The sequence below is a fragment of the Streptomyces sp. WAC07094 genome (assembly GCF_036320405.1).
Lineage (GTDB): Bacteria > Actinomycetota > Actinomycetes > Streptomycetales > Streptomycetaceae > Streptomyces > Streptomyces lannensis.
Genome location: NZ_JAVMJZ010000001.1, coordinates 415,781 through 440,578, shown reverse-complemented (window position 1 = coordinate 440,578; position 24,798 = coordinate 415,781). Strand labels below are relative to the sequence as shown.

Sequence of the window (24,798 nt, the reverse complement as noted above, 5' to 3'; positions counted from 1 at the left end):
AAGGTCCCTCCGCAGGACCCGAGGGCGCTCGCCAACAGCCCTACGTATGCCGTGTGTTGGGCGCCGCTTCGCTGAAGGATGTCCGTGCACCGCGGACATCGAAAGGGAAAGGGGGATACCCGCGCCTTTCCGGCCTCAACGTACAGCGCACCGGGGGCCTTGCGGCAAGGCCCGTATCGTGCCGCAGAATCGCCGGGCTGAATCCACCGGACATCGGAGTCGCGAAATGCGGGTGTTGTTGTCGACCTACGGGTCGCGCGGGGACGTCGAACCGCTCGTCGCCCTCGCGGTGCGCTTGCGGGAGCTGGACGCCGAGGTGCGGGTGTGCGCGCCGCCGGACCAGGAGTTCGCGCAGCGATTGGCCGGTGCGGGCGTCCCGCTGGTGCCGATCGGCCCGTCGGCACGCGCGCTCACGACCGGGGCGCCCCCTCCGTCGTCCCTTCCCCAGCGGGCGGCCGAGCTGATCGCGGGCCAGCTCGACACGGTCGTTCCGGCGGCCGAGGGATGCGACGTGGTGGTGGCGACCGGGGTGGTGCCGGCTGCCGCGGGCGCGCTGTCCGTTGCGGAGAAACTCGGTATCCCGTCCGTGTCCGTGACCTTCCAGCAGCTCACCCTGCCATCGCCGCACCATTCGCCGCTGGCGTACCCCGGTCGCCCGTTCCCGCCGGAGGTGACCGACAACAAGGTGCTGTGGGACCTGGACGCCCAGAGCATCAACGTTCTGTTCGGCGCGGCGCTCAACACGAACCGGGCGTCGATCGGTCTGGCACCGGTGGACGACGTACGCGACTATGTCGTCGGGCACAGCCCGTGGCTTGCGACGGACCCCGTACTCGACCCGTGGCTCGGCGCACCGTGCCTCGACGTCGTACAGACCGGTGCATGGATCCTGCCCGACGCGCGACCGCTTCCGGCGGACCTGACGGCGTTCCTGGACTCCGGGACACCACCTGTGTACGTGGGCTTCGGCAGCATGCCGATGCACACGTCGTCGGACGTCTCCCGGGTCGCCATCGAGACGATCCGTGCGCAGGGCCGCCGCGTTCTCGTCGGGCGTGGCTGGGCGGACCTGGCTGTGATCGACGACCAGGACGACTGCTTTGTCGTCGGCGAGGTCGACCATCGGGCGTTGTTCGGACGGGTGGCCGCCGTTGTGCACCACGGCGGTGCCGGCACAACGACGACGGCCGCACGGGCGGGCGCGCCGCAAGTGGTGGTACCCCAGGGGACGGACCAGCCGTACTGGGCCTCCCGCGTGGCGGACCTGGGCATCGGCGCGGCACACGACGGTCCGACTCCGGCCTTCGAGTCCCTGTCCGCCGCGCTCAGGACGGCCCTGGCCCCCGAGACCCGGGCGCGGGCGAGCGCGGTGGCGGACTCGATCCGCACGGACGGGGCAGCTGTGGCGGCGAAGCTGCTGCTCGACATGGTCGGCGCGGAAAGACCGCCGGTGACGGTGTGAACCACCGGGACGGACGAGCCGCGACGGCGAGTCGATGTCATCGCCCCGAGCGGCTGCAGACCGTGAACTCGTGATGCCGACCGCCGACCGCCGACCCATGAGCGGGCGGGTCGGCTTGCCTGCGTCGATCTACCCGCCTGTGCCCCGTCGCGCGGAAAACAGGTGTCGCAGGGGGCCGAGGCGTCCTTACTGTTGCGGCTCATGGATGACACCACCGCCCCGCCGCGACTGACCCGGCTCACCTTCCACGGCCCACTCTCCGACGACCGGGCCGCCGGGATGATCCGCTGGCTGACCGACCGGGTCGGCCGGACCGCCCCGATCACCGTGCTCGACATCGGCTGCGGATGGGGGGAGTTCATGCTTCGCCTTCTCGAAGCGGCGCCCGCCGCGACCGCTGTCGGCATCGACATCAATGAGGACGACCTGGCCCGCGGCCGCGCCGAGGCCGAGACCCGTGGGCTGGCCGGGCGTGTCCGATTCGTTCAGGAGTCCGCCGTCGACACCAGCAGAGACCCGGCCGACATCGTTCTGTGTCTCGGCGCCGGGCACGCTCTCAGCGACGATCAGCCCCCGGAGAGCACCATCGCCGCGCTGCACGCCCTTCGCCGCCTGGTGAAGCCGGGCGGCTGTGTCCTTCTGGGTGAGGGATTCTGGCAACGGCCGCCTACCGCGGCCGAGTTGTCGGCCATGTGGCCGGACGCATCGGCCTCCGAGTTCCATGACGTCGCCGGCCTCGTCGACCTCACGGTCACTGCCGGCTTCCGCCCCGCCTGGATCGAGACCGCGAACCACGACGAGTGGGAGCACTTCGAGTCCGCCTACCAGGCCGACGTCGAGGAGTGGCTCGCAGCCCACCCGGACCACCCCCTGGCGAAGGAGACCCGCGACCGGGTGGACCGCCACCGCGGTACGTGGCTCCGCGGATATCGAGGTGTCCTGGGGCTGGCCTACTTGACCCTTGTCCCCGTGGCCTGAAAGGACTCCCGGCGCGGTCTCGCAGCGCGGCGTACCCGAAGGGGAGCGGGAGTGGACGGCGACACGTCGCGCTCAGAGTTCCCCGATGGCCGCGCCCAACTCAAGTTCGGCGAGGGAGCGTTCCTGGAATCCGCGTTCGGTGATGGCGCCGAACCTGGCGGCGGCGGACTCGTCCCGGGCCAGTATCTGGAAGAAGCCGGCGTCGACGTGGACATCCTCCTTGGCCGCGAGCCCGGCCGCGTTGATCCGCCGCTTGGCGAGCCGCACGCCGGCCTCCGGGAAGCGTGCGATGCGCTCGGCGAGACGCTCCACGTAGGAGATCAACTCGCCGTCCGGAAGTGCCTTGTTGACCACGCCGACCCGTTCGGCCTCGGAAGCGCCGAGGTCCTCCGAGCTCAGGATGATCTGCATCGCCTGGCCGCGGCCGGCGAGCCGTACGAGGTGCTGGACCGCACCCGCGCCCGGGAAGGTGCCCAAGCCCACCTCGGGCTGCCCGATCACGGCGCGCTCCAGCGAGGCGAACCGCATGTCGCACGCGTAGAGGAACTCCGCGCCTGCGCCGCGCGCACGGCCTTCGAGAGCCGTGATCGTGACGGGACGCGCCTCGCTGAGCCGTCGGTAGAGCGCACCGAGGCTGGTGTCGTCCGGCCCGCCGGACGTCGCGGCCTTCGCCGTGTACTGGGGGATCCGCTGTATGTCCACGTGCGGGACGAAGAAGTCCGGATCGGCGCTGCGGAAGACGACGACACGGGCGCTGTTGTCCGCCTCGGTCTCGTCGAGCAACGCGATCAGGTCCGTGACGAACTTCTCGTCGATGAGATTGAGCGGGGGGTTGTCGAGCGTGGCCCGCAGGACCCCGTTGCGCAGTTCGGTTCGGATCGTCGGATAGTCCCAGGACATCGGTTCACTCCCTCACATGTCACTTGCGATTTGCAAGCTGCCCGAATTACCTTGACAGTGTTGCTTGCGATTTGCAAGCCCTGATCGAACGCCCGGTGGCCGCCACCGTGGCGCGGAAACGGTGTAAGGAGTTCACATGGTCGAGCGCACCGAAGAGCGCATTCACCTTCCCGACGGGACCGTGCTCAGTGGATGGCTGTTCCTGCCGGAGGACACGGGCCCACACGCGACGATCACGATGTCTCACGGGTTCGGGGGCACCAAGTACCACCGGATCGAGCCGATAGCGCGCAAGCTCGCGGAGGCGGGGTTCGCCGTGTCGCTCCACGACCACCGCGGATTCGGCGACAGCACCGGTGAGCCCCGCCATGACATCGACCCCTATCGGCAGCTGGAGGACTGGCGGCGGGTCATCTCCCACCTGCAGACCCTCGACGTGGTGGACGCGGACCGGATCGGCGTGTGGGGCACGAGCTATTCCGGCGGACACGCGCTCGTGCTCGGTGCGACGGACCGGCGGATCAAGGCCGTCTACTCGCAGGTCCCCACCATCAGTGGCTCCGAGAGCGGGCGGCGGCGTGTTCCGCCGCACCTGACACGGGGGCTGGAGGAGTCTTTCGCCGCCGACGAACTGGCGCAGGCTCACGGGAAGGCGCCCGCGACGCAGGCATTCGTGAACGCAGACCCCGCGACGCCGGCGTCCTACCGTGCCGCCGACGCGATCAAGTTCTATCTGGAGCACGACGCCCCCGAGGGCCTCTGGGAGAACAGCGTGACCGTGCAGTCGAACCGCCGTTCCCGTGCCTACGACCCCGGCGCCTGGATCGACCAGATCTCCCCGACGCCGCTCATGATGCTGGTCGCCACCCATGACACCGTCGCCCCGACCGACCTGGCCTTTCGGGCCTACGAACGTGCGCTCGAGCCGAAGGAGCTCATTGTCATACCGGGCGGTCACTTCGATCCGTACCTGGACGGCTTCGACGTGAGTACGGAGGCTGCCGTCCGGTTCTTCCGCATGCACCTGTAGGCGTGCGGGACGACGGGGGCCCGGCAGGGCCCGGCCGGGGCTGGGCCCCGGGCCGGGCACCCAGGGCGTCTGTCGGGGGAGTGCCACCTTGCTCTATAATTGCAAGGAACCTGTGATTGGGGGCACCGATGAAGCGTGGAGAACTGGTCAATTCGGCCTGCCCGATCGACCGCTCCCTGTCCGAGGTAGGTGACACCTGGACGCTCCAGATCCTCCGGGACGCCATGCACGGCGTCACGCGGTTCACGGACTTCAGCAAGCACATCGGCCTGGCCACCAACGTCCTGTCCGCACGGCTGCAGAAGCTGGTGGCCGTTGGGATCTTCGAGATCCGCGAGTCGGATCTCGGCAACTCACACGAGTACGTGCTGACCGAGAAGGGGCGGGACTTCCACACCGTCCTCGCGGCACTGCGCCAGTGGGGGCAGAAGCACCTCTTCGACGAGGACGAGCCGATGAACCGCGCCATCGACGCCCGCACGGGACAACCGCCCCGGCCGATGACGCTCACCGCCGAGGACGGCAGGGAACTGACCCCCGACGACATGCTCATCGTCCAGTCACGGGCGGCGGACCCCATCGAGAGCGCCGTCCCCATCGAGACGCCTCGTCGTCACCGGCGCTGACCCGGTCGTAAGCGGGTCCGGGCGGGGTTGATGCACGCGGGTGGGCACCCGCGGCCGTCCTAGGAGAGCGTCGCCTCTTCGGAGGGGACGCGGAGGGCACCCGGGCCGGGGCCCGGTTCCACCTCGGAGCCGGGGACTTCGTGTCCGCAGGAACACCGCAGCTCTACGTGGACCTGGCCGCCGCAGCCGGAGTGGTGGAGCAGCACCGGCGCGCCCGCCGGGTCGCCGAGATGGGTGTCGCCGTACTGGAGCAGCGCGGCGAGCACCCACTGCAAGTCGTGCGCGTGGGACGTCAGGTGGTATTCCGGTCGCGAGCGCTGCCCGGCTTCCTGGTAGCTCCGGCGCTCCAGCAGGCCGGCCTCGACCAGTTGCCGTAGACGCTCGCTCAGCACCCTTCGGGAGACCCCGAGGTGGTCGGCGATCTCGTCGAAGCGGTGAAGTCCGGCGAAGACCTCACGCATGATCAACAGAGTCCAGCGCTCGCCGACCAGGCTCAAGGTCGCGGCGACGCTGCAGTTGCCCAGATCAAGTTCTCGCCACTCCATGAACTCAGAGTATCGCAGAGTTGCCATCCGGAACTCAGCCTTGACTCCTCCTGGGTTCCAGTTGGACACTCAGGTGGAAATGACCCCGACTCGAGAACGCGCCCGGCGGAATGCAGGGGCCCGATCTGCTCAGGGATCGGTCCTGTACGGAGACGAGTCAGGACGGTGCAGACCGAACCGGATTTCTGCACAACGCCGCTTTCAGGTCTCACCATGGAGAAAGCATGTCGCGCAACGAGGACATCGTGAACGCATGTCGTAGCGCCTATTCCGGGTTCGAGAAGAACGATTCGTCAGACCTGGTGGCCCTGATGTCACCCGATGTGATTTTCCATTTCCCGACCTCGCTGCCGTACGGCGGGACATTCCACGGTCGGGAGGGTTTCCGGGCCTTCTATCGAGATCTGTTCGATCACTACTACGAGTACTTCGACTACGACGCGCACACGGTGCTCGATGCCGGATCGCATGTGGTGGTCCCCGTCACGGCCAGGGCGAAGGCGAAGAACGGCCGCATCATGGAGAACGAACACTGCCTGCTGTTCAGGGTGGTCGACGGACTCGTGGTGGAGGCGCGACTGTACGCCGACACCGCCAAGGGGCGCGATGTGATCGACGGCCTCGAAGTCTTCCCCTCGGCGGCCGCCGCGTCCTGACACAAGCCGAAGAGGGGCCGGGACGTCACGCCGTCCACCTCTGGAAGTCCTTTCGAGGGCGGCCCGCCGTATTCGGTGAACCTGCGCTCTTGAGCAACCGGAAAGAATTTTCGCATGACTCTGGGATACCGAACATCAGGCAGTGGGGCGACGAAGGTCATGTGGGCACACTCGTGGCTCGCCGGCCACGAAGCCTATGACTGCATGATTCCCTATCTCGATACCGAGCGATTCACGTGGGTGTTTCCGGACTTCCGCGGTTACGGTCGGTCCTCCGGGCTGACGGGTGATTGCTCGATCACGGAAATGGGGAGCGATATCGTCGACCTCGCCGACGCTCTGGAATGGCAGGAGTTCCATCTGGTCGGGCACTCCATGGGGGGTCAGGCCGCACAGTGGGTCTCGGGGCAACCCGGAGCCCGGGACCGGCTGAGCAGTCTCGTGTTGTTGTGCGCCGTTCCCAGCCGTGCCTTCCCGCTCGACGAGGAGGGCTCGAGGCTCTTCGAAGCGGCCATCGCCGACTCCGACGCACGGGCCTCGGTCATCGCCGCCGTGACCGGCGGACGACTGGGGACGGGCTTCGTCCGCCACGTGAACGAGCTGTCCCGCAGAACCGCCGATCCCGCCGCCATGGGCTCCTACCTGCGGACCTGGACCCAGGACGACGTGTCCGACCAGGTCCATGGATACGAGCGACCCGTTCTTGTGCTCACCGGACAGTACGACACCGTTCTCACCGCCGAGGTTGCCGCGGATCAGATCGTTCCGCAGTACACCGACGTGCGCAGCCTGGTCCTCGAGGGCGCGGCTCACCTGGCCCCCATGGAGACCCCGGCCCGCACCGTCGCGTTGATCGTGGACCACTTCCTGGGCGGGACCGAGAAGGCGAGCGACGGATGAGCGGCAGCCGCTGTCGGGGAGATCGGCGGGAATCGGCCGCACGCCGGGCCGGCCACGTGGTGACCCACCCGCTGTCACGAGCGGGGTTCACATCTCACATCACGTGCGGTGGGACACCACCGCACACGTTCGACAGGCGGTCGATGTGATCATCAATTCCGACGAACTGGACGCGCGGTCGGCGTACAAGCTCCTCATCGGGTCGATCACGCCGCGTGCGATCGGCTGGGTCAGCACCCTGTCGTCGTCCGGTGTCGCCAACCTGGCACCCATCTCGTTCTTCACCGTGGTGAGCCGAAAGCCGCCGATGGTGTCCCTGACCATACAGCCCAGGTCCGACGGGAGAACCCTCAAGGACACACTCGTCAACATGCGGGAGACCGGTGAGTTCGTCACCAACCTGGTGACCCTTCCCCACGCCCACCACATGCATCGCAGCGCCGGCGAATTCGACAGCGACCAGGACGAGTTCACCGAGGTGGGCCTGACCAAAGGCGCGTGCGAAGTGGTGAAGGCGCCGCGTGTGGAGGACGCCCCGATCGCCATGGAATGCCAAGTCGACCGGGTCATCCAGGTCGGTGAGGTGCAGGACCATGTCGTCTGGGGCAAGGTCGTACGGTTCCACATCAGAGACGACCTGTACACCGAAACCGGACGCATCGACACGGGAGCCATTCCGACCGTCGGCCGCCTCGCCGCGGAGTACACCCTGGCCGACAACGCCTTTGTCACCCCGCTGACGGACGACGTGCTGCGCCCACGCGCGGACAGTCGCATGCGCCGCCTCGACGAGCGTCCTGACGGATGGTCACCGGTGGACACGGCCGGCTGGTCGCCCTCCGGGGCCACCCAGGCGTGATGCCCCCACAACTCCGGCTCGGGCGAGGGTTTTCCCCGCGGAGCGCGGACGAACGGCCTCTCACGGTGAGCCGGAGCGATGACACAGCACTCAGGCCCCGGAGGAAATCCAAACCGAACGTACAACGACACCCCGAAGGAGCACTTCATGCCCGTCTTCAACGCCCATATCCCGGCCAACCGTTTCTCGTCGGAACAGAAGCGTGCGCTCGCCGACGCACTCAACCAGTCACTCGTGCAGGGTCTCGGCATTCCCGAGGGCGACCGCTTCATCATCATCAGTGAGCACGGTGACAGCGAACTGTCCCTGGATCCGACCTTCATGGGTATGGAGCGCAGTAGTGACGCCATGATCATCACAGTTCTGCTCGGAGCTCACCGCCCCCTGGAGGACAAGCGGGCGGTGTCGGCCGCCATCAACCGGCTCGTGGTCGAGGCGCTCGGCGTCTCGCCCGACGACATCTTCATCGCGCTGATCCCGGTCCCGAACGAGAACTTCTCCTTCGGCCGGGGCGAACTGCAACTCTCGGAGGGGTCGCCCCGCTGGTGAACGGACGGATCACCACCGTCAGTCCGTACAGATCGGCGGCACGTCCATGTCCCCGACGTACCGCCGATCACTCCGCCCTTCTTCGGAGCGTGCTCAGTCCGTCGGCCGGAGCGCCAGGGCGACGGCACGGTCGCGCACCGGCGCCAGACACCCGTCCCGCTCACTGCAAGCGCCGTAGCTGAGAAGCACCTTGGCCCGGTCGGTACCGCCGACCCGGCGCACGGGGAGTTGGAGGGTGACCCGCCCGTCCTCGTAGACCGGCAGCCGGACGTCGAGGCCATCGGGGCGCACCACACGCTCCCGGGCGTCGGTGGTCGCAGGGCCCGCGGACCGCAGGGCGCCCTCGGTACGGATGCGGGTCGGAATGCCGATCCCGTCGACGCCACCGTCGGGAAGGGTGAGGCTGTACACGTGAAAGCCGTCCCGCTCGGGTCGCAGGTCGGCGAGTACCCGCAAGCCCCCGTCGTGGGACTCCACCCTGACCGAGACAGCCACGCCGCCGTCCGAGAACGGTGCGCCCACGGCTGCGGGATCCGTGTTCTGCTCATGTCCGCAGCCGGTGAGCAGGAGGGCGGAGATCGCGAGGGTGAGCGACACGCACGGGTTCGCTCCGAGGGCGGGGAGCCGGGTGGCTATGCCCATCGCTTCAAGAACTCCTCGACCTGGCCGGGCGACATGGTCCGTGCATTGGCGAACTCGCCTCGGTTCGTCGCCACCTTGATCCGGCCGGACGCAGGGTCGAGGACGACCAGTGCCGGAATTCCGCTGGTCTGCAGGTTCACATAGCGCTCGGCGATGTCCAGATTGCGGTCGAACTCGCCGACATCGACGGTCACCACGTGGTACTTCGCCAGCATCGTGGCCGGCCCGGGCTCCTCGAACCGTGCGTCCAGGACACGGCAGTCCGGGCACCAGTCGGCGCCGAAGTCCACGAGCACGGGGCGGCCGTCCTTCTTCCCGGCCTTGAGTGCTGCCGTGATGTCCGCCGCGGCGTTCGCGGCCGGGTCGTAGCCCAGCGCGGGCTTCTCGGACGCGGAGGACGTCGGGGATGCGGCGGGCGCCGCGGACTCGGCGGCGGGAGCGGCGGAGACAGGGGCCGAGTGGGACGTGGCGGGCGTGCCCTCACAACCGGTCAGCGCCAGTAGGGCGATGCCGGCCAGGCCGATTGCGGCGGGGAACAGGGGACGCCTCACGTGACTCCTCGTCGTCGTTTTCGTGTGAAACGGCTCGGTTGCCGGCATCAGGCCGTTTCGGGATCGGCGTGCGGTCGCGCGGCCATTGGAGAGAGCCGGGTGACGAACGGCGGTGCTCCGCAGTTTCGCACACCGCGCGCTGTCCGCTGCCGCCCGTCATGGTCTTCACGCCTGAGGACCGCCCGCACGAACCGGCCTTGGTGTGCGGTGTTGTCCGGGGCCGGCTGACGCCTATGCCGTGGCCTCGGACCGCGTGTCCCGGGACTCCACCGTCGGCGGAGGGTTGCGGGTACCGGGAATGCGTATGACGGCTTCGGTCCCCTGGGTGGCGGCGGGGCGCAGCGTCACCGTGCCACCGGCCTGCTGAACGGTCTTTGCCACGATGGCGAGGCCGAGGCCGCTGCCCGGCAGGCTGCGGGCCGTGGGTGAGCGCCAGAAGCGGTCGAAGACATGCGGCAACTCGTCGGCGGGGATGCCCGGCCCCTGGTCACGCACCACCAGCCGGCCGTCGCCGAGCCGTAGGCTGACGGTGCCGCCGGGGGGCGAGAACTTGACCGCATTGTCCAGCAGGTTCACCACCGCTCTTTCGAGAGCGGAGGGTTCGGACAGTACGTACCACTCCTCCAGGTCACTGATGAACTCGAGATCACTCCCACGGAGCCTCACCCGCTCCATGGCCCGACCTGCCACCTCGTGCAACGCGACAACGTGAAGGGACGTCTCGTCCGGCTTGGTGTCCGGCCGGGACAGCTCCTGCAAGTCGGCTATGAGTGAGGCGAGTTCCCCCACCTGAGACTCCACGGAGTGAAGGAGGTCGTTCATCGCGTTCCCGGGAAGCTTTCGACCTGACGTGTGGCTCCTGATCAACAACTGGATGTTCGCGCGGAGCGATGTCAGTGGGGTGCGCAACTCGTGGCCGGCGTCGGCGATGAGTTGCTGCTGCCGCTCCCGTGAGGTGGCGAGGGCCTCGGTCATGTCGTTGAAACTCTTGGACAGTCGGGCGATCTCGTCATCGCCGTCGGCCGGTATCCGAACCGTGAGGTCCTGGGTGTGGGCGATGTGTTCGGCGGCGTCCGTGAGATGTTCCACCGGTCGCAGGCCGGCGCGGCTGATGCCGATTCCTGCCGTGGCCGCGCCGACGACGCCCACGCCCGCAAAGCCCAGGAGGAAGAGGGCGAGGCTGTTCAGCGGGTTGTCCACGGCAGTGAGCGGTTGCGCGATGGAAACGGCGAACTCACCGGAAAGCCGCGGGGGCATGTCGGGACGTGTCGTCGAGACACGCATTCTCCGTCCGTCTTCGGACGTGGCGTTGTGCAGTGCCGACTCGAGGACACCACGGGCGACGGCGAGGTCGGTCTCGTCGACGGCGACCTTCTTGTTGCCCGGGGCGACACATACCGTTCCGTCCGCGGTGATGACCTGCACCACGTAGGGCGTGGGCGTTTGGTTGCGCTGGGAGACATCCGGCAGCTGCATACCGCACAGGCTCAGCAGATCCTGGACATAGCCGGGCTGCGCCTGCACACTCTGCAGGTTCGAGTCCAGTTGGGCGGTCAACTGCTGCCGAGTGACGAGCCATGACGCTGTCGCGACGGCGCTGACGGCCAGGGCCACGGCGACAGCGGCCGACAGCCCCAAGCGCAGCCGCAGGGTCAGGCGCCGGAACGGGCTCTTCATGTCGGTCGATCCCCCGAGTACTCACTTCGTGGCACCCGCCACTCATTCATGCATACGACGACAGTGTGCGACGGGAAGATGAGAGCCCGCTGAACGGTCGAGCCGACCGTCCGGCCGAGGTGGTGAAGCTCCGCAACCTGCCTGAGCCCAGGACCTCGTGCGCGCCCGGGGCCGACGCGAGGAGGGGAGGAGCAGGAGTGCACGGGTCCGGACACCGCGCCTGTACCCATGATCCATCAGGCGCTGTCGGCGAATCTTGACTTCCCTCCGCCTCTGAGAGTGTGGCCGACGGGCCCGAGCGTGAGCGGTCGAATCGGGATGCGCTGGGCTGCGGAACAGTCGCATACTCACCGTATGGCCTTGTTCTCCGGTCGCGCTCTCCTGTGGCACACGTCAGTCAGCGACCGATCCCTACTCCGGGATGCCGCTGTGGCTCCAGCTCGAGTCCCGGCACGGGTGGTTGTGGGCGTACAACCTCGAACACCTCGACTTGATCCATCGTTTCGTTCAAGCATCGCTGCGGGAACGAGCGTACGACACCGGACAGTCAGCGGGCCTCGTGGTGCGGGTCAGTCCCCCTCGCCGGCGGGCTCGCCGGGGAGGTCCGCCGAACGGGGAGCCCTGTGCAGGGCGTTGGCGATGGCCGTCATTCGCTGATCGAGGTCCGCCAGCTCCTGGCGGAGGTCGTTGGCACGGGTTTCCAGTTCGGTCGCCTTCGCGGCCAATGACTCGATGGTTGCCATGAAGGCGACGCGGTCCTCTGCCGCTCTGGTCATCGTGAGCCCTCCTTCGGCGAATGCTGGCAGACTCTGGGTGCTTCTCGAAGTTGGGGCTGATCCGCCCTGGGATGCGGGCCACTCCGGGCCGGGGACGGGCGGGAGTGCGTGGCGCGGGTGTCAACTTCCTTGCGCGACACGGGTGATCACGCCATGGCGGAGTGCGGCGCTGGGAGTGCGACGAAAGGCGTGGTTGCCGCGGGGGAGGGTGGCCACCGCCGGAACGCAGGGGCCACCCATCCGCCTACTTCTGCTGAGCGGCCCAGTCGGCGAACCGGGTCTCGGCCAGGTGGGCGTCAGGACCCGGGAGAAGGGTGGTCTCCTTCAGTTCCGCTCCGAAGTACCGGGCGTGCGGGTCCGAGACCACGGTGCGGGGGTCGCCCTTGGCGGCGAGCCCGTCACGGATCAGCTCGTCGAGCTGGAAGGCATCGGGACCCGCGACCTCCACCACGCCGTTGACGGGGGTGCCGACCGCGGTGCGGCCGACCGCCGCGGCCACGTCGTCGGAGTAGACCGGCTGGATCTTCACCGGGGCGAGGTGCACGGTGTCGCCCTCGGTCGCCGAGTCCGCGATCCCCTTCATGAACTCGAAGAACTGGGTGGCGTGAACGATGGAGTACGGGATCCCAGACGCCTTGATCAGCTCTTCCTGAGCCTGCTTGGCACGGAAGTACCCGCTCTCCTGGAGCCGTTCGGTGCCCACGACGGACAGCGCCACGTGGTGCTGCACACCGGCCTCGGCCTCCGCGTTGAGAACGTTGGTGGTGGAGGTGCGGAAGAAGGTCATGACCGCCTCGTCCTCGAACGAGGGAGAGTTGGACACGTCGACCACGACCGAGGCATCCTTCATGACCTCGGCCAGCCCTTCGCCCGTGAGGGTGTTCACGCCGGTGCTGGGCGCGGCCACGACCGCCTCGTGCCCGTGCTCGTTGAGCTTGCCGACCAGCTTCGAACCGATGAGCCCGGTTCCGCCGATCACTACGACCTTCATAATGTAATCCTTTCGGTGCTCACGGGAGATGTGCACCCGCAATGAGCCGCTCACCGATACCGGTCAATGGTGTCTTCACCATGAAAGACAAGGCGGCTACTTCATTTGTGACAACGTGCCCGCAGCGACGTGATGAATTTTTCCCTGAGGGGTCCGGCGAAGCAGGGGGCTGACGGCGGATGACATTGCCCGCTCAGAGGAATATGCACCGCCGGGCGCTCGGGTGGCAGAAAATCGCTCTCATCGTCGACGAGCTCTTGTTCCCCTGGGCACCCGAAAGGAGATTCTCAGCCTCGAAGGCGCGATCCGGGGCGCCCGTCGCACCGGCCGACTGTCTCGCGCACTGCGGTGCCTTCAGCCGGATCAGACGAGTTCGAGTCCGCCGTCGATCGTGAGGATCTGCCCGGTGATGTGCGTGTCCCGAGGGTCGGCCAGACGCAGGATCCAGTCCGCGACGTCCTGAGGGTCACCCAGACGGCCCACCGGGATGCGTTCGCGCTCCGCGCTGCGTATCTCGTCGATCGTGTCCTCGGGGAGGCCGGCCGCGGCCAGGACGTCCGTCTCGGTCGGGCCCGGGGCGATCGCGTTCACGCGTACCCCCGTCGGCGCGAGTTCGAGAGCCCAGCTTCGCGTCAGTTGCTCCAGAGCGCTCTTGGTGGCGGCGTAGTGGGCTCCGCCGGGCAGGGGGCGGTGGCCGTAGGTGCTCGAGACATTGACGATGGAACCCCCGGAGTCGCGCAGGTGGGGCAGGGCCGCACGGGCGAGCACGCTGGGGGCCGTCACATTGAGATCGAACAGGTCGTTGATGACCGACCGGTCGGTCTCCGACAGGGGCATCATGGCGGCCGCACCGGCGTTGTTGACGAGTACGTCGAGCCGGCCCCACATCTCCACGGCCGTGCCGACGACCCTTTCCGCGGCCCCCTCCTCGCGGATGTCGAGCGGCAGGACGGCGATGCCGGAGTGCGCACCGGCCGTCTCCTCCAGAGCATTCCTTCGGCGGCCCACGCCGAGGACGTGGGCCCCCGACTCCGCGAAGGCGACAGCCGTGGCGCGGCCGATTCCCGATCCGGCTCCGGTGACGATCACCGCACGGTCCATGAAGTTCCGGGCTGTGGAATTGGACATGACTTGCCTCTGTTCGCAGTGCGTCTTTCTCGTCGAGTGAGTTTCGCTGTGAGGGCGGACGCGGGGCGAAATTCCCCGAGGATTTGTCAGGCCGCGGAAAGGACGGTCCGCGCATCGGGTGCGGCCTGTGGGTGCCGGCAGTCCGTCTCCACACCTTGAGGTCGGGGGGCGCGGAGACGGACGCTGTGTTTCACCGGACAGCAGTGCCTGTCAGCCGAACATGCCGGGCTTGTAGTCACCGGCGGGCTGCTGGTTGATCACGTTGACGCGGTTGTAGGCGTTGATGACCGCGATCAGCGACATCAGGGCGACGAGCTGGTCCTCGTCGTAGTGCTTGGCAGCGTTCGCCCAGGCCTCGTCCGTGACACCACCGGCAGCGTCGGCGAGACGGGTGCCCTGCTCGGCCACTTCGAGTGCGGCACGCTCGGCGTCGGTGAAGACAGTGGCCTCCCGCCAGGCCGCGACCAGGTGGAGGCGCTGCGCGGTCTCACCGGCGGCAGCGGCGTCCTTGGTGTGCATGTCGGTGCAGAAGCCGCAGCCGTTGATCTGGCTTGCGCGGATTTTCACCAGCTCCTGCGTCGCGTGCGGCAGCGTCGACTCGGACAGCACCTTGCTGGCCGAGTTGATGTGCTTCAGGACCTTGCCTGCGAGGGAGTTTCCGAAGTAGTTGAGACGCGGTTCCATGGTGATCCTCTCGCCGTGTTGCGGATACATCCCTAGTGACCGGACACCTCGGAAAAGTGTGACGGCGTGAAATGTGACGTACGTCTCTCGGCGTGTGTCGCCGATGCCTGCCGGGATCGTCCGACGGGTGTGCGGGTCTGCGGGTCTGGATCCCTGCCCGTTGGGGGCGGCAGCCGTCACCGGTCAGGGGCCGCCCGGTCATGGGCGCCGTCGTCACGACGCGGCGGCCCGGTCGGTGATGCGGTGTCCCGGTGCAGGGACTGCCCCGGGGCGGTGCCGGCGTTCTTGGAGCGCGGCAGTCGTGCGGGCTACCCGACGGCGGCGAGAAGCTGGAGACGGGCGTGGCTCTCCGTGCCCGGTGCGGCGGTGTAGACCAGCAGGCGCTGCGACTGGTCGGGGTCGACGAGCGTCTGGCAGTGGAGTTCCAGGGTCCCCAGCTGCGGGTGCTGGAAGCGCTTGGCCGCGCAGTAGGACCCGAGTACCGGATGCTCGCGCCAGAGTGCGGCGAACTCGGGGCTGGCCGCCCGCAGCGCGTCGACGAGCTCGGCGGTTCGCGAGTCACGGCCGTCCCGCGCATGGGCGGCATGGAGATCCGCAACAAGGAGCCGGCTGTGCACCGGGTGGTCGCCGATGGGATGGATCAGTCGTGAGGTGGGATCGGTGAACCACCGATAGTGCAGACTGCGGGCCGGTCCATTGAAAGCCGTCTCGTCACCCAGCAGCGCTGTCGCGGGTCTCGTCTGCTTCAACGTCTCACCCAGGTGATTGACCACCTGCGCGGGAGTGTCCTCGAGGCGGTCGAGGATGCGCATCATGCCCGGGTTGATGTGGTCTCCGCGCCGCACTCTTCGGGGGGCGGCGTGGCCGGCGAGTCGGAACAGGTGATCGCGCTCCTCGAGCGAGAGATGCAGACCGCGTGCGATCGCCGCGAGCATCTGCTCCGAGGGGTTCGGGCCCCGAGGCTGCTCGAGCCGGGTGTAGTAGTCGACCGACATGTCGCACAGCGCGGCCACTTCCTCTCGGCGCAGGCCTCTTGTGCGCCGCCGTCGCCCACGCGGCAGGCCCACGTCCTCCGGCTGCAGGGCCTCGCGTCGCGCCCTGAGGAAGGCCGCCAGTCCGGCTCTGTCCACTGCTTCCCGTCCTCTTCGTACACGACCGTTCGTCCTGAGAACACGTTGACTCAAACGCTCCGCCCATTGCCGTTCGGGGCTTGTGTCCGTCCTCGGTCATGGATCAAGGGCCTGACCGCGAGTGCTGTGCGCGATCCGCCATTCCGACAGTGTGATCCGTTCCGACCACCTCCACTCAACACCGTGTGACACAATGTGTATTCCCGGAGATACGGTCGCTGTGCGCGCCTCGATACGCGGTGACCGTGCGGCCCTCCCACCAGCATCGCTCGGACAAGGACCTCGACCATGCCCGCCAAGGGGGGCGCTCGACCCGGCCTGTCCGGTCCGGTTCGGGCGGGAGCTCGGCGTAGCGCTGCGGGCGTCCCGGGTCTTGGAGCTCGACTGCAACCACTGGACGGTGCTCGAGAGGCCGGCCGAGGTCGCTGCGGCCCTCGAGGCGCATTGGAGTGCCCACTCGGCGGTCTGACCCGCCGCGCGCCGTCGAGCCGACCAGGTGGCCTGCGCCGGCGTCGTCGAATGGTCCCGCCGGGCGGAAGCCTGAGCTACGGGTGTGCGACCGGCGTACTGCTGGAAGGGCGCGGAGAGGGTCCCTTCTCCGCGCCTGTCAGCTGCCTGAAGGGATCACGACTGGACGGCGGGCTCCAGCGCTTCCACCGCGGCGGCCGCCGCGGAGGAGTCCTGGCCGTAGAAGATGTCGATGTCGACCTCTTCGCCGCCCATGGTGAGAGTGTCCCAGGCGCCGCTGAGGACGAGCATGCGCAGTGTGGCGGCCTCCAGCGTCTGCAGGCGCTCCAGGATCGCCTCGTCGTCAGGCATCCCGGGCAGGCGGGGCGCCAGCCTCTCGCGGAGGGTGCGCATGCGTTCCAGAAGGGCCTTGGTGTCCGCGTCGCGATCCAGGTCGTCGGCCGCGTCGATCCCGTGGGCGATGATGTCCTTGATGGCCCACGTGGCGCCCTTGTCGTCGCTGGTGACCATCGCCTTCCATGCGCGGCTCTTGTGCCGGTACTGAAGCATGGACATCGCGGCCTCGTGCCTCAGGAAGTCCGCGTCGCGGAAAGCCTTTCCGCTCCAGGCCCCGTTGAGGGAGCGGGCCAGGGAAATGGCCGAGGCGAGACCGCTGTTGAGTCCGCGACCGGGCCAGAAGTGAATGGCGTTGGCGGCGTCTCCCAGAAGGAACCCGTAGGTGCCGGGAGAGCCGGCGGTGGCGGGCATCAACTCGGCCGAGAAGCGCGGGCGCTGGACCATGTCCAGGCGGAAACTCGTGACCGCGGTCAGATCCTCGGACTCGACACCGAAGAGTCGCAGTCCCTCATGCACACGCTTCCACAGGGACGAACCCTTGATCAGGGCGGGCAGGAACAGCGTGCCGTGGGTGGCGCACTGGAAGTCGCCGTGTTCGTCGCGGTCCATAAGGCACGGCCGGGACGCGATGCACTCCTCGAAGACGCGGCGGACCGGGTCGATGCCGATGACCTCCGACAGCTCGGCGTCGGTCAGGCGCATGTTGAGGAAGCCCTCGCCGCGAAGCGAGTTCAGCAGGAAGCGGTTCTGAGCGACGGTCAGCAGGACCGCCATGGGGTCGGAAAGGGTCGACTTCACGCGCAGGCCGAGGACGACGTCCTGGAGGTGGCGGCCGTCCAGGGAGTAGATGGACTCGTCGGCCTTGCCGAACCGGGCGGCGAAGTGTTCCCGGGTGTGCGATCGCCCGCCGTCGCAGATGGCGAGAACGTGCTGCGCGGCGAGGGCGTCCTGCTGCTCCGCCGGGTCGAACCGGGTGGGTATGAGGCGGATCCGTTCCCGCTTCTCGTTCGCCAGCTCCAGCAGTCGGTCCTCGATGTACGCGATCCGCATGTTGCGCGGGTGGTGGTCGCCGATCGAGTCCGGACCGGAGGGCCACATCTCGCTGTAGTGCTGCGGATCGAAGAGGCGTGCCCGAACCTCCTCCGGCCAGGCCAGGTACTGGCGGCTCTGCACGGTGACCACCTGCTGTCGCCGTACGTTGCCTTCGTCCTGGCCCTTCCAGACGATGGCGCGGCCCTGCTTGCGCCACCTGCCGTCGTAGACGGTGATCTGCGCCTGAGGGCCGAGGAAGTGCTCCAGCAGCAGGGCGAAGGAGAGACCGACGGGACCACCGCCGGCGACGGTGACGCGCAGAACCGGACCGCTTTCGCCCTCCTCGGCGCCGTGGGTCACGGATCGCGGCAGGGAGAGCGCCATGAGGGTCTCCATGGCGTCCGCGACCTCGAAGCGGAACTCCTGGTCACCCATGGTGATTTCGTCGCCGGACTGGAGGAGCCGGGACTCCACGTCCTCGCCGTTGACCTGCGTGCCGTTGCTGCTGCCGCAGTCGTGCAGCACGTATCCCTCGTTCTCGTCGAAGACGATCTCCGCGTGAAAGCGGGAGACGCTCAGACTCGAGATGACGACGGTGTTGTCGGAGTTGCGACCGAAGGTGACGCGGGTGTCCAGGATCGGGATGCGCTCTCCCGCCAGCAGACCTTGGTGTCCGACGAGCACCGGAGCCACGGCAGTTCCTTCCGGAGGATGATGACATCGATATCACTGCGGGCCACCGGACTCATCGACGCGTGTCCTTGCCGGACGGCAGTCACCCGACGGAGGCAGCGATGCGTCCGACATGTTGTTGAACCGTAAATGGATCGGCGGCATGTACAGCATATCCCGCTTGGAACGGGTGTGCGGTCCTCGGGAACAGGCCTGCGTTCCCGGTCGGCCAGCGCCCCGCAACCCCGCTGCCTGCCATGACCCGTTGAGCTCTTCCGCGTCTTCAGGCCGCCGGCCGACGGCGAGCAGGGCACCGCCGCGGCGAGGGCGGCCTCCGGTTGAGGAGGCAGCCAGGTGGTGCAATTCCGGTGATCTCGAGCCGACGCGGCGCCACGTCGTATCGGTGGTCTGACCGCCGCCGCTTCCGGACCTGTTGCGGCGGTTAGGAGTTCCGCGGTGGTGAGGACTCCTCGTTCGCGCGCGTTGTTGCGCCTTCCGGCGGCGCCGAAAGCCTGGAATTTGTCGCAATCCCGCCCCAGGGAATGGCGAGTTGAACGGGGGAGGGGCTCGCGGGGGATGCGGCACGGTTCGGAGCGGTTCGTCCCTCAGGTGGATGCGAAAGGGCAGTCGGGCCGCTTCGGGAGTCACCGGGCCTCGATCCCGCAGCCCTTGAGTCGCTGAACTCGATGGGGTCCCGCCGACCGTCTGTGCTCCCGCCTGCACGCGCACGCGGCGCCGGCGCTCGCAGGGAGGCGGGCGCAATCGTCATGCGTCTGCAGGGGGTACGGGGGAGCCCCCCTGCAGACACTGAGCAAGCTAGCAGCAAACGCGTCCGTGAGCGCCCGTCCCGCAGCGGCGCCAATTTTTCGGGACATGCCGCCGCCCCAATTGCCTGGCTGGTTCCTTTCGTCGAACCGCTGCGATCCATCCGAACCGCTGCGGTCCATCCGAACCGCTGCGGTCCATTCGGACCGAGCCGTCCCGAGACTGGACCGGGACCCGCCGCGCCGGTATTTCAGCGGCATCGCCCACGGGGATCCGGGCCGGTACGCGTCGCGGCATCGCGGGAGGTCGTTGCCCGTCCGCCGCAGCGCCTTCACGTTGAACTCATCCGCCGTCCACTGAGCAGGATCAAGGTCTGAAGGCTTCAGGTGCATTCAGCGTGCACATATCACCGACATTGGTAAGGACGGACATGTGTCTTGACGGACACTGCGAACACGATGTGGATGTCCTCGACCCCGAGGCGCTGACCGCCGACGAGGCGAGCAGCGGGCTGGGACGTCGGCGATTCTGACGGTGGGCGTGGCCGGCGCGGCAGCCCTGACCCTGACCCCGGTCTCCTTCGCGCAAGCGGCCGACGGCTCCACCGGTGGCAAGCCTGCGGCGGGCAGCGACGAGACCCGTGTCATCAGCGGGTTCCTCGAGACCGGCGTCGCGGACTTCGTCTACCTTCCGGTGCAGATCCCGCACGGGGTCCAGAAGATCGCTGTCTCGTACTCCTACGACAAGCCGGCCGTCCCCTCGGGCACCCCGGGCAACTCCTGCGACATCGGTGTGTTCGACGAGCGGGGCATCGCTCTCGGCGGTCGTGGCTTCCGTGGCTGGTCCGGTGGCTTCCGCACCTCGTTCGAGATCAGCAACAGCGAGGCCACTCCGGGCTATCTGCCCGGTCCGGTCAACGCCGGAACCTGGAACATCGTCCTCGGCCCCTACCAGGTGGCTCCGCAGGGCATGCACTACCAGGTCCAGATCACCCTCACCTACGGTGAGCCCGGGCCCGCCTTCGTGAAGAAGTACCCGCCGCAGCGGGCCAAGGGCCGTGGCCGCGACTGGTACCGCGGTGACTGCCACCTGCACACCGTCCACTCCGACGGCAAGCGCCTGCCGGCGGAGGTGGCGGCCGGGGCGCGTACCGCGGGCCTGGACTTCATGGTCTCCACCGACCACAACACCTCGGCGTCGCACGCGGTGTGGGGCGAGTACGCCGGGCAGGATCTGCTGATCATGACGGGTGAGGAGGTCACCACCCGTAACGGGCACTGGCTCGCGCTCGGTCTTCCGGCCGGTGAATGGATCGACTGGCGCTACCGGTCCCGGGACGACGCGTTCGCCCGCTTCTCGCGTCAGGTGCGCCGCAGCGGGGGTCTCGTGGTCCCCGCGCACATGTACTGCGCGTATGTGGCCTGCCAGTGGAAGTTCGGCTTCGAGGACGCCGACGCCACGGAGGTGTGGACCGGCCCGTGGACCTACGACGACGAGCACGCGGTCAGCACCTGGGACCAGAAGCTCGGTGAGGCGGTCCGCACCGGCAAGCGCTGGCTGCCCGCGATGGGCAACAGCGACGCCCACAGCGACCCCCAGGTGATCGGCCTGCCGCACAACGTCGTCTACGCGGACGACCTCGCCACCGACTCGATCACGGACGGCATCCGCGCCGGCCGTAGCTGGATCGCCGAGTCGTCCGCCGTCAAGCTGACGTTCTCCGTGACCGGAAACGGCAAGCACGCGGGCATCGGCGAAAAGCTGAGGGTGCCCGTGGACGCTCCCGTCGACGTCCGCCTCGACGTCGAGGGTGTGCCCCACGGCACGGTGCGGTTCATCACCGACGAGGGCCAGATGCACCAGGAGTCGGTGGACGCCTCCGGCTCCGGCACGGTGGTGTGGCGGACGACCGCCTCCCTCGCGGCGTACGTGCGTGCCGAGGTGCGCCACCCGATGGCCGACGGTTCCCCGGGGCAGGGCAACACCATGGGCGACGCGCTGCTGTTCGGTCCCATGGCCGCCCTGACCAACCCGGTCTTCCTGGAAGCGACGTCGACGCCGCGAAGCTGACGGCCGCCCGCATCCTGCGCCCGGCGGGACCTGCGCACTTCACGGGTTCCGCCGGGCCGATCGGATGAGCCGAGCACGGGCGACACGTCAACCTGCCACGCGACGGGGCGTGGATGCCGTAGCCGCCGCCAGTGACGGGGCGGCGGCTACGGCACAGGCACGTTCAACACCGGGACCGTGGTGGGGGCGAGGACAGCGGGAACCGGCGCCGCACCGTATGGAGCGGTACCGAGGTGTTGCAGCAATCCCTGACCGCGCGCCGAACCCCGTCGGCCGCCGCTGTCCGGAATCGGGTGGGCGGTCAATCGAGGACGACGACCATCTTCCCCTTGGCTTCGCCCGCTTCCATGACACGATGGGCTTCACGTACGTCGTCGAAGCGGAACACGCGAGAGGGCTTTGCCTTGAGACGCCCTGCCGCCACCTGCTCCGCGATTTCCTGGAGCGGTACATCCGAGAGCGGGAATCCGGGCTTTCCGAATACAAAGCTGCCGAAGAAGGTCAGATAGACGCCGCTTGCCATCTGCAGCAAGGGATTGAAGTCGCTGATCGGCTCGAGCCCGCCGAGCCAGCCCGCCAAGCAGGCACGTCCGCCCCGGCGCAGCATGGCAAGGGAGTCGAGGATGGTGCTGTTGCCCACCAGATCGAGTACCGCGTCGAGTTGTTTGGCCTCGGCGATCCGCTCGGAGAGCTCCGGGCCCTCCAACTCGGCTCGATCCACGCCGAGTTCCTCAAGCAGGTCGAATCGCCTACGATCGCGCGACGTACCGATGACCCGCACACCGGCGTTCACGGCCAGGTTCACGGCGGCCTGACCGAAGGCGGAGGTCGCTCCTCGGACCACCAGGGTCTCACCCGGGGTGATCTCCAGACTACGGAACAGACAGGTCCACGCGGTTGCGTACGTCTCCGGGATGACCGCCAGGTGGGCCCAGGGCAGGTCCGACTCGATGGTCGCGACATTCGATGCCGGCGCCCGGGTGTATTCGGCGTAGCTGCCGTTGATCGTGCGCCCGAGGCCACCCATCAGCGCGGCGACCTTCGCGCCCACGGGGAACTCACCGCCGGGGCAGGACGTGACCAGGCCGACGCATTCGATACCGCTGACCTCGGCGGCCTCGGCCCACTCACCCCTGCGCATATGCATCTCGGCGTGGTTGAGCCCGAACGCCTTGATGTTGATGACTACATCCCCTGTTCGGGGTTCAGGGTCCGGGAGTTCCGTGTAGACGAGGCTGTCCGGACCACCGAACTTCTTGATGACGATGGCACGCACGATATGGCTCCGGTGATGGCGAACCCCACGATTCACACTAACCCAGCCGGGCACCGCTCGCGATCGGGCCGGGCCCGACTTGCATGTGCTCGGTTCGACCCCTGTGACATCCGATCGGCTGTGCGCCGGGTGCCGGTCCTGCCCGCAGGGGTCACGACGCGGGCGAGACATCTGGCCCGGCTTCGAGGAAACCTCCCCGTCAAGGCCTACGCCCTCGCGAAATACGGGAGACTGGCCACGGAGCATCGTGGGTGCGGATGGCGGTCCACCGGTTGAAGGAGGGACCGATCGCGAGCGAGCCGACGATCGATCCGCCCTGGGACCCCTCTGCCGCCGTCCTCGAGTGCGCTGCGCCGGAACGGCCGGAAGGGACCGTCGGTCCGCGGCCCGCAGAGCACCCGTACCCCCCTTACGCCACCAGGGAATTGACATGCGACTTGGTCTGGCCCTTCCGACCTTCGGTCCGGACGCTCGGCCGGAAGGCATCATCAGAATCAGCCGTACGGCCGAGGAGTTGGGGTTCGACTCCCTGTGGACGGGCGACCGTCTGCTGGCACCGGTCGCACCGAGCGTCCCGTACCCGGGAGTCGACGGCGTGATGCCGCGGGTCTACGAGAACCACCTGGACCCCCTGCTCGGCCTGACCTTCGCCGCCGCTCACACGAGCCGGGTCCGCTTGGGCACCAGCACGCTGAACGCCCTGTGGCAGCCACCGTTGATGCTGGCACGATCGCTGACGACCCTCGACCTCGTGAGCCACGGGCGCCTCGACGTCGGCCTCGGTTTCGGCTGGATGCCCGAGGAGTACACAGCCGTCGACGTCCCCTGGGACGGCAGAGGCGCGCGACTCGACGAGACGCTCGACGTCCTGGAGCAGTATTGGGCCAAGGACGCCCTCGCCCACGACGGCCCCCTGTTCACCGTTCCGGACACGGTGGTCGGGCTCAAGCCTCACCAGCGTCCGCGTCCGCCTCTCCTGCTGGCGGCCTTCACCCCCAGGGGACTTCGCCGCATCGGCCGACGCCTCGACGGCTGGCTGCCCGGCGCCATGCCGATGTCCGCCTTGCTGGGAATGTGGGCGACCATTGTCAAAGAGGCCGAGGCGGCGGATCGGGATCCAGCCACACTCCGTATGGCCCTGCGGGTGAATCCCTTGCTGACCGCCACACCGACCGGCCCGGAGCGTTTCCCCCGAGCGGGCACCCTGGACCAGTACATCGACTATTCCAGGGCCGTCGAGGAGGCCGGTGTGCACGAACTGTTCGTGGACTTCGGCCAGATGTCGGCCACACTCGACGAACGGGTCGACCTGGCGGGTCGATTCATCGAGGGCCTACGAGCGGGTTGATCTGACGGCGTCTCGCCCGGCTCCCGTCCTGCCTGCGCCTCCCGCGCGGGTCACTACGAGGAGCCACCCCGTGCCATGGTTCCGGTCGGCCACTCAAGCACCCTCAGCTCGGGCCAGTGCCGCCGCCAGCGGGCCGTCTTGCTCTCGTAGACCTCCCGCGGGGCAAGCACCGGATTGGGCCGTACGACCAGGTTGAACACATCGGAGAGGCCGTGCGGCGCGTAGACGCGCCACCGGCCGCCGGGCTCCAGCCGTACCCCCAGACAACAGGTGGTGGCCGCGAAGCTGTCGATGGCCGCCTCCGCGGACGCATAGGGAGCGCACGCGACGCCGAACTTCTGCCGGTACCAGAGGTGGACCCGGGCCTCGTTGCGGATCTCGACCTCGCCCGGCAGCCCGGCAAAGGCCTTCGCACCCGCAGTGATCACCGCGTCCTCCGCCTCCCACGACAGATCGCCGCCGTCGAAGTAGAAGACGTCGTAGTCCTTGATCCCGCTCGTGGGTGGCCTGTCCGTGACGACGTTCCACACGGTCTGGAAGAGGCAGCCCGCCGTCACGTACCAGCCGGGAAGGGCCAGGGACGCGGACCGTTCCAGCACCTCGAGCAGTACCTCGTTGCGGGAGAGGACCGACTGGAGGGTGGCGAGTTGTTCATCCAGCGGGAGGCGACCGATCACGGCTCATCACTATCACGCGACGCGCCGACCAGTGCGGGGGCCACCGTCGTCCGTACAGAGCGGCAGGGGG

At 68.2% G+C, this 24,798-nt stretch carries 23 protein-coding genes; 10 read left to right on the top strand and 13 right to left on the bottom strand.

Going from position 1 to position 24,798, the window contains the following annotated elements; genetic code table 11:
• Nucleotides 1-226 precede the first annotated feature (226 nt).
• Both RCR19_RS02045 and RCR19_RS02040 read left to right on the top strand, forming a co-directional pair.
• Nucleotides 227-1,462 (top strand): glycosyltransferase, encoded by a 1,236-nt coding sequence (locus RCR19_RS02045; protein ID WP_331263452.1) that lies wholly within the window; start codon nucleotides 227-229, stop codon nucleotides 1,460-1,462.
• 201 nt (nucleotides 1,463-1,663) lie between these two features.
• The gene (locus tag RCR19_RS02040) at nucleotides 1,664-2,440 is read left to right on the top strand and encodes a class I SAM-dependent methyltransferase (RefSeq protein WP_331263451.1); all 777 of its coding nucleotides are present in this window, start codon (nucleotides 1,664-1,666) and stop codon (nucleotides 2,438-2,440) included.
• A 72-nt stretch (nucleotides 2,441-2,512) separates the two neighbouring features.
• Here RCR19_RS02040 and RCR19_RS02035 read toward each other — a convergent pair whose 3' ends face one another.
• The gene (locus RCR19_RS02035) at nucleotides 2,513-3,340 is read right to left on the bottom strand and encodes an enoyl-CoA hydratase/isomerase family protein (RefSeq protein ID WP_331263450.1); all 828 of its coding nucleotides are present in this window, start codon (nucleotides 3,338-3,340) and stop codon (nucleotides 2,513-2,515) included.
• Between the two features lie 136 nt (nucleotides 3,341-3,476).
• On the opposite strand from RCR19_RS02035, the gene RCR19_RS02030 reads away from it, so the two are divergent.
• Nucleotides 3,477-4,370 (top strand): alpha/beta hydrolase, encoded by an 894-nt coding sequence (locus tag RCR19_RS02030; protein WP_331263449.1) that lies wholly within the window; start codon nucleotides 3,477-3,479, stop codon nucleotides 4,368-4,370.
• Nucleotides 4,371-4,498: 128 nt separating this feature from the next.
• Nucleotides 4,499-4,996 (top strand): helix-turn-helix domain-containing protein, encoded by a 498-nt coding sequence (locus tag RCR19_RS02025; protein ID WP_331263448.1) that lies wholly within the window; start codon nucleotides 4,499-4,501, stop codon nucleotides 4,994-4,996.
• A gap of 59 nt (nucleotides 4,997-5,055) precedes the next feature.
• Here RCR19_RS02025 and RCR19_RS02020 read toward each other — a convergent pair whose 3' ends face one another.
• Nucleotides 5,056-5,541, bottom strand: coding sequence for a helix-turn-helix domain-containing protein (locus RCR19_RS02020; RefSeq protein ID WP_331263447.1), 486 nt, complete (start codon nucleotides 5,539-5,541; stop codon nucleotides 5,056-5,058).
• A gap of 224 nt (nucleotides 5,542-5,765) precedes the next feature.
• On the opposite strand from RCR19_RS02020, the gene RCR19_RS02015 reads away from it, so the two are divergent.
• From RCR19_RS02015 to RCR19_RS02000, 4 genes are all read left to right on the top strand, one after another.
• Nucleotides 5,766-6,197 (top strand): nuclear transport factor 2 family protein, encoded by a 432-nt coding sequence (locus RCR19_RS02015; protein WP_331263446.1) that lies wholly within the window; start codon nucleotides 5,766-5,768, stop codon nucleotides 6,195-6,197.
• Nucleotides 6,198-6,311: 114 nt separating this feature from the next.
• Nucleotides 6,312-7,097: an alpha/beta hydrolase gene (locus RCR19_RS02010; protein ID WP_331263445.1), complete on the top strand. Its 786-nt coding sequence runs from the start codon at nucleotides 6,312-6,314 to the stop codon at nucleotides 7,095-7,097.
• A 145-nt stretch (nucleotides 7,098-7,242) separates the two neighbouring features.
• The gene (locus RCR19_RS02005) at nucleotides 7,243-7,956 is read left to right on the top strand and encodes a flavin reductase family protein (protein ID WP_331263444.1); all 714 of its coding nucleotides are present in this window, start codon (nucleotides 7,243-7,245) and stop codon (nucleotides 7,954-7,956) included.
• A 147-nt stretch (nucleotides 7,957-8,103) separates the two neighbouring features.
• Nucleotides 8,104-8,505: a tautomerase family protein gene (locus tag RCR19_RS02000; protein ID WP_331263443.1), complete on the top strand. Its 402-nt coding sequence runs from the start codon at nucleotides 8,104-8,106 to the stop codon at nucleotides 8,503-8,505.
• A 93-nt stretch (nucleotides 8,506-8,598) separates the two neighbouring features.
• On the opposite strand, the gene RCR19_RS01995 is transcribed toward RCR19_RS02000, so the two are convergent.
• The 9 genes from RCR19_RS01995 to RCR19_RS01955 all read right to left on the bottom strand — a co-directional run bounded on the left by RCR19_RS01995 (nucleotide 8,599) and on the right by RCR19_RS01955 (nucleotide 18,613).
• The gene (locus RCR19_RS01995; RefSeq protein WP_331263442.1) at nucleotides 8,599-9,147 is read right to left on the bottom strand and encodes a hypothetical protein; all 549 of its coding nucleotides are present in this window, start codon (nucleotides 9,145-9,147) and stop codon (nucleotides 8,599-8,601) included.
• Nucleotides 9,138-9,698, bottom strand: coding sequence for a thioredoxin family protein (locus RCR19_RS01990; RefSeq protein WP_331263441.1), 561 nt, complete (start codon nucleotides 9,696-9,698; stop codon nucleotides 9,138-9,140). Before RCR19_RS01990 ends, RCR19_RS01995 begins: the two co-directional genes overlap by 10 nt.
• Before the next feature lie 231 nt (nucleotides 9,699-9,929).
• Nucleotides 9,930-11,375: a HAMP domain-containing sensor histidine kinase gene (locus tag RCR19_RS01985; RefSeq protein ID WP_331263440.1), complete on the bottom strand. Its 1,446-nt coding sequence runs from the start codon at nucleotides 11,373-11,375 to the stop codon at nucleotides 9,930-9,932.
• Between the two features lie 569 nt (nucleotides 11,376-11,944).
• Nucleotides 11,945-12,151, bottom strand: a complete 207-nt coding sequence (locus tag RCR19_RS01980; protein ID WP_331263439.1) for a hypothetical protein — start codon at nucleotides 12,149-12,151, stop codon at nucleotides 11,945-11,947.
• A 244-nt stretch (nucleotides 12,152-12,395) separates the two neighbouring features.
• Complete coding sequence (locus RCR19_RS01975) at nucleotides 12,396-13,142, bottom strand: SDR family oxidoreductase (RefSeq protein WP_331263438.1); 747 nt, start codon at nucleotides 13,140-13,142, stop codon at nucleotides 12,396-12,398.
• A gap of 363 nt (nucleotides 13,143-13,505) precedes the next feature.
• Nucleotides 13,506-14,270, bottom strand: a complete 765-nt coding sequence (locus tag RCR19_RS01970) for an SDR family oxidoreductase (RefSeq protein ID WP_331263437.1) — start codon at nucleotides 14,268-14,270, stop codon at nucleotides 13,506-13,508.
• A gap of 210 nt (nucleotides 14,271-14,480) precedes the next feature.
• Nucleotides 14,481-14,954 carry a carboxymuconolactone decarboxylase family protein gene (locus tag RCR19_RS01965; protein WP_331263436.1) on the bottom strand — a complete coding sequence of 158 codons (474 nt, stop codon included), beginning with the start codon at nucleotides 14,952-14,954 and terminating at the stop codon, nucleotides 14,481-14,483.
• 308 nt (nucleotides 14,955-15,262) lie between these two features.
• Nucleotides 15,263-16,084 carry a helix-turn-helix transcriptional regulator gene (locus tag RCR19_RS01960; RefSeq protein WP_331263435.1) on the bottom strand — a complete coding sequence of 274 codons (822 nt, stop codon included), beginning with the start codon at nucleotides 16,082-16,084 and terminating at the stop codon, nucleotides 15,263-15,265.
• 624 nt (nucleotides 16,085-16,708) lie between these two features.
• A complete protein-coding gene (locus tag RCR19_RS01955) occupies nucleotides 16,709-18,613 on the bottom strand; it encodes an FHA domain-containing protein (RefSeq protein ID WP_331263434.1) in 1,905 nt (634 codons plus the stop codon).
• 1,284 nt (nucleotides 18,614-19,897) lie between these two features.
• On the opposite strand from RCR19_RS01955, the gene RCR19_RS01950 reads away from it, so the two are divergent.
• The gene (locus RCR19_RS01950; protein ID WP_331263433.1) at nucleotides 19,898-21,427 is read left to right on the top strand and encodes a CehA/McbA family metallohydrolase; all 1,530 of its coding nucleotides are present in this window, start codon (nucleotides 19,898-19,900) and stop codon (nucleotides 21,425-21,427) included.
• Nucleotides 21,428-21,728: 301 nt separating this feature from the next.
• On the opposite strand, the gene RCR19_RS01945 is transcribed toward RCR19_RS01950, so the two are convergent.
• Nucleotides 21,729-22,703 (bottom strand): zinc-binding alcohol dehydrogenase family protein, encoded by a 975-nt coding sequence (locus RCR19_RS01945; RefSeq protein WP_331263432.1) that lies wholly within the window; start codon nucleotides 22,701-22,703, stop codon nucleotides 21,729-21,731.
• Nucleotides 22,704-23,133: 430 nt separating this feature from the next.
• On the opposite strand from RCR19_RS01945, the gene RCR19_RS01940 reads away from it, so the two are divergent.
• Complete coding sequence (locus RCR19_RS01940; RefSeq protein WP_331263431.1) at nucleotides 23,134-24,051, top strand: TIGR03619 family F420-dependent LLM class oxidoreductase; 918 nt, start codon at nucleotides 23,134-23,136, stop codon at nucleotides 24,049-24,051.
• A gap of 53 nt (nucleotides 24,052-24,104) precedes the next feature.
• Here RCR19_RS01940 and RCR19_RS01935 read toward each other — a convergent pair whose 3' ends face one another.
• Nucleotides 24,105-24,728, bottom strand: a complete 624-nt coding sequence (locus RCR19_RS01935) for a nucleotidyltransferase family protein (RefSeq protein WP_331263430.1) — start codon at nucleotides 24,726-24,728, stop codon at nucleotides 24,105-24,107.
• Nucleotides 24,729-24,798 lie beyond the last annotated feature (70 nt).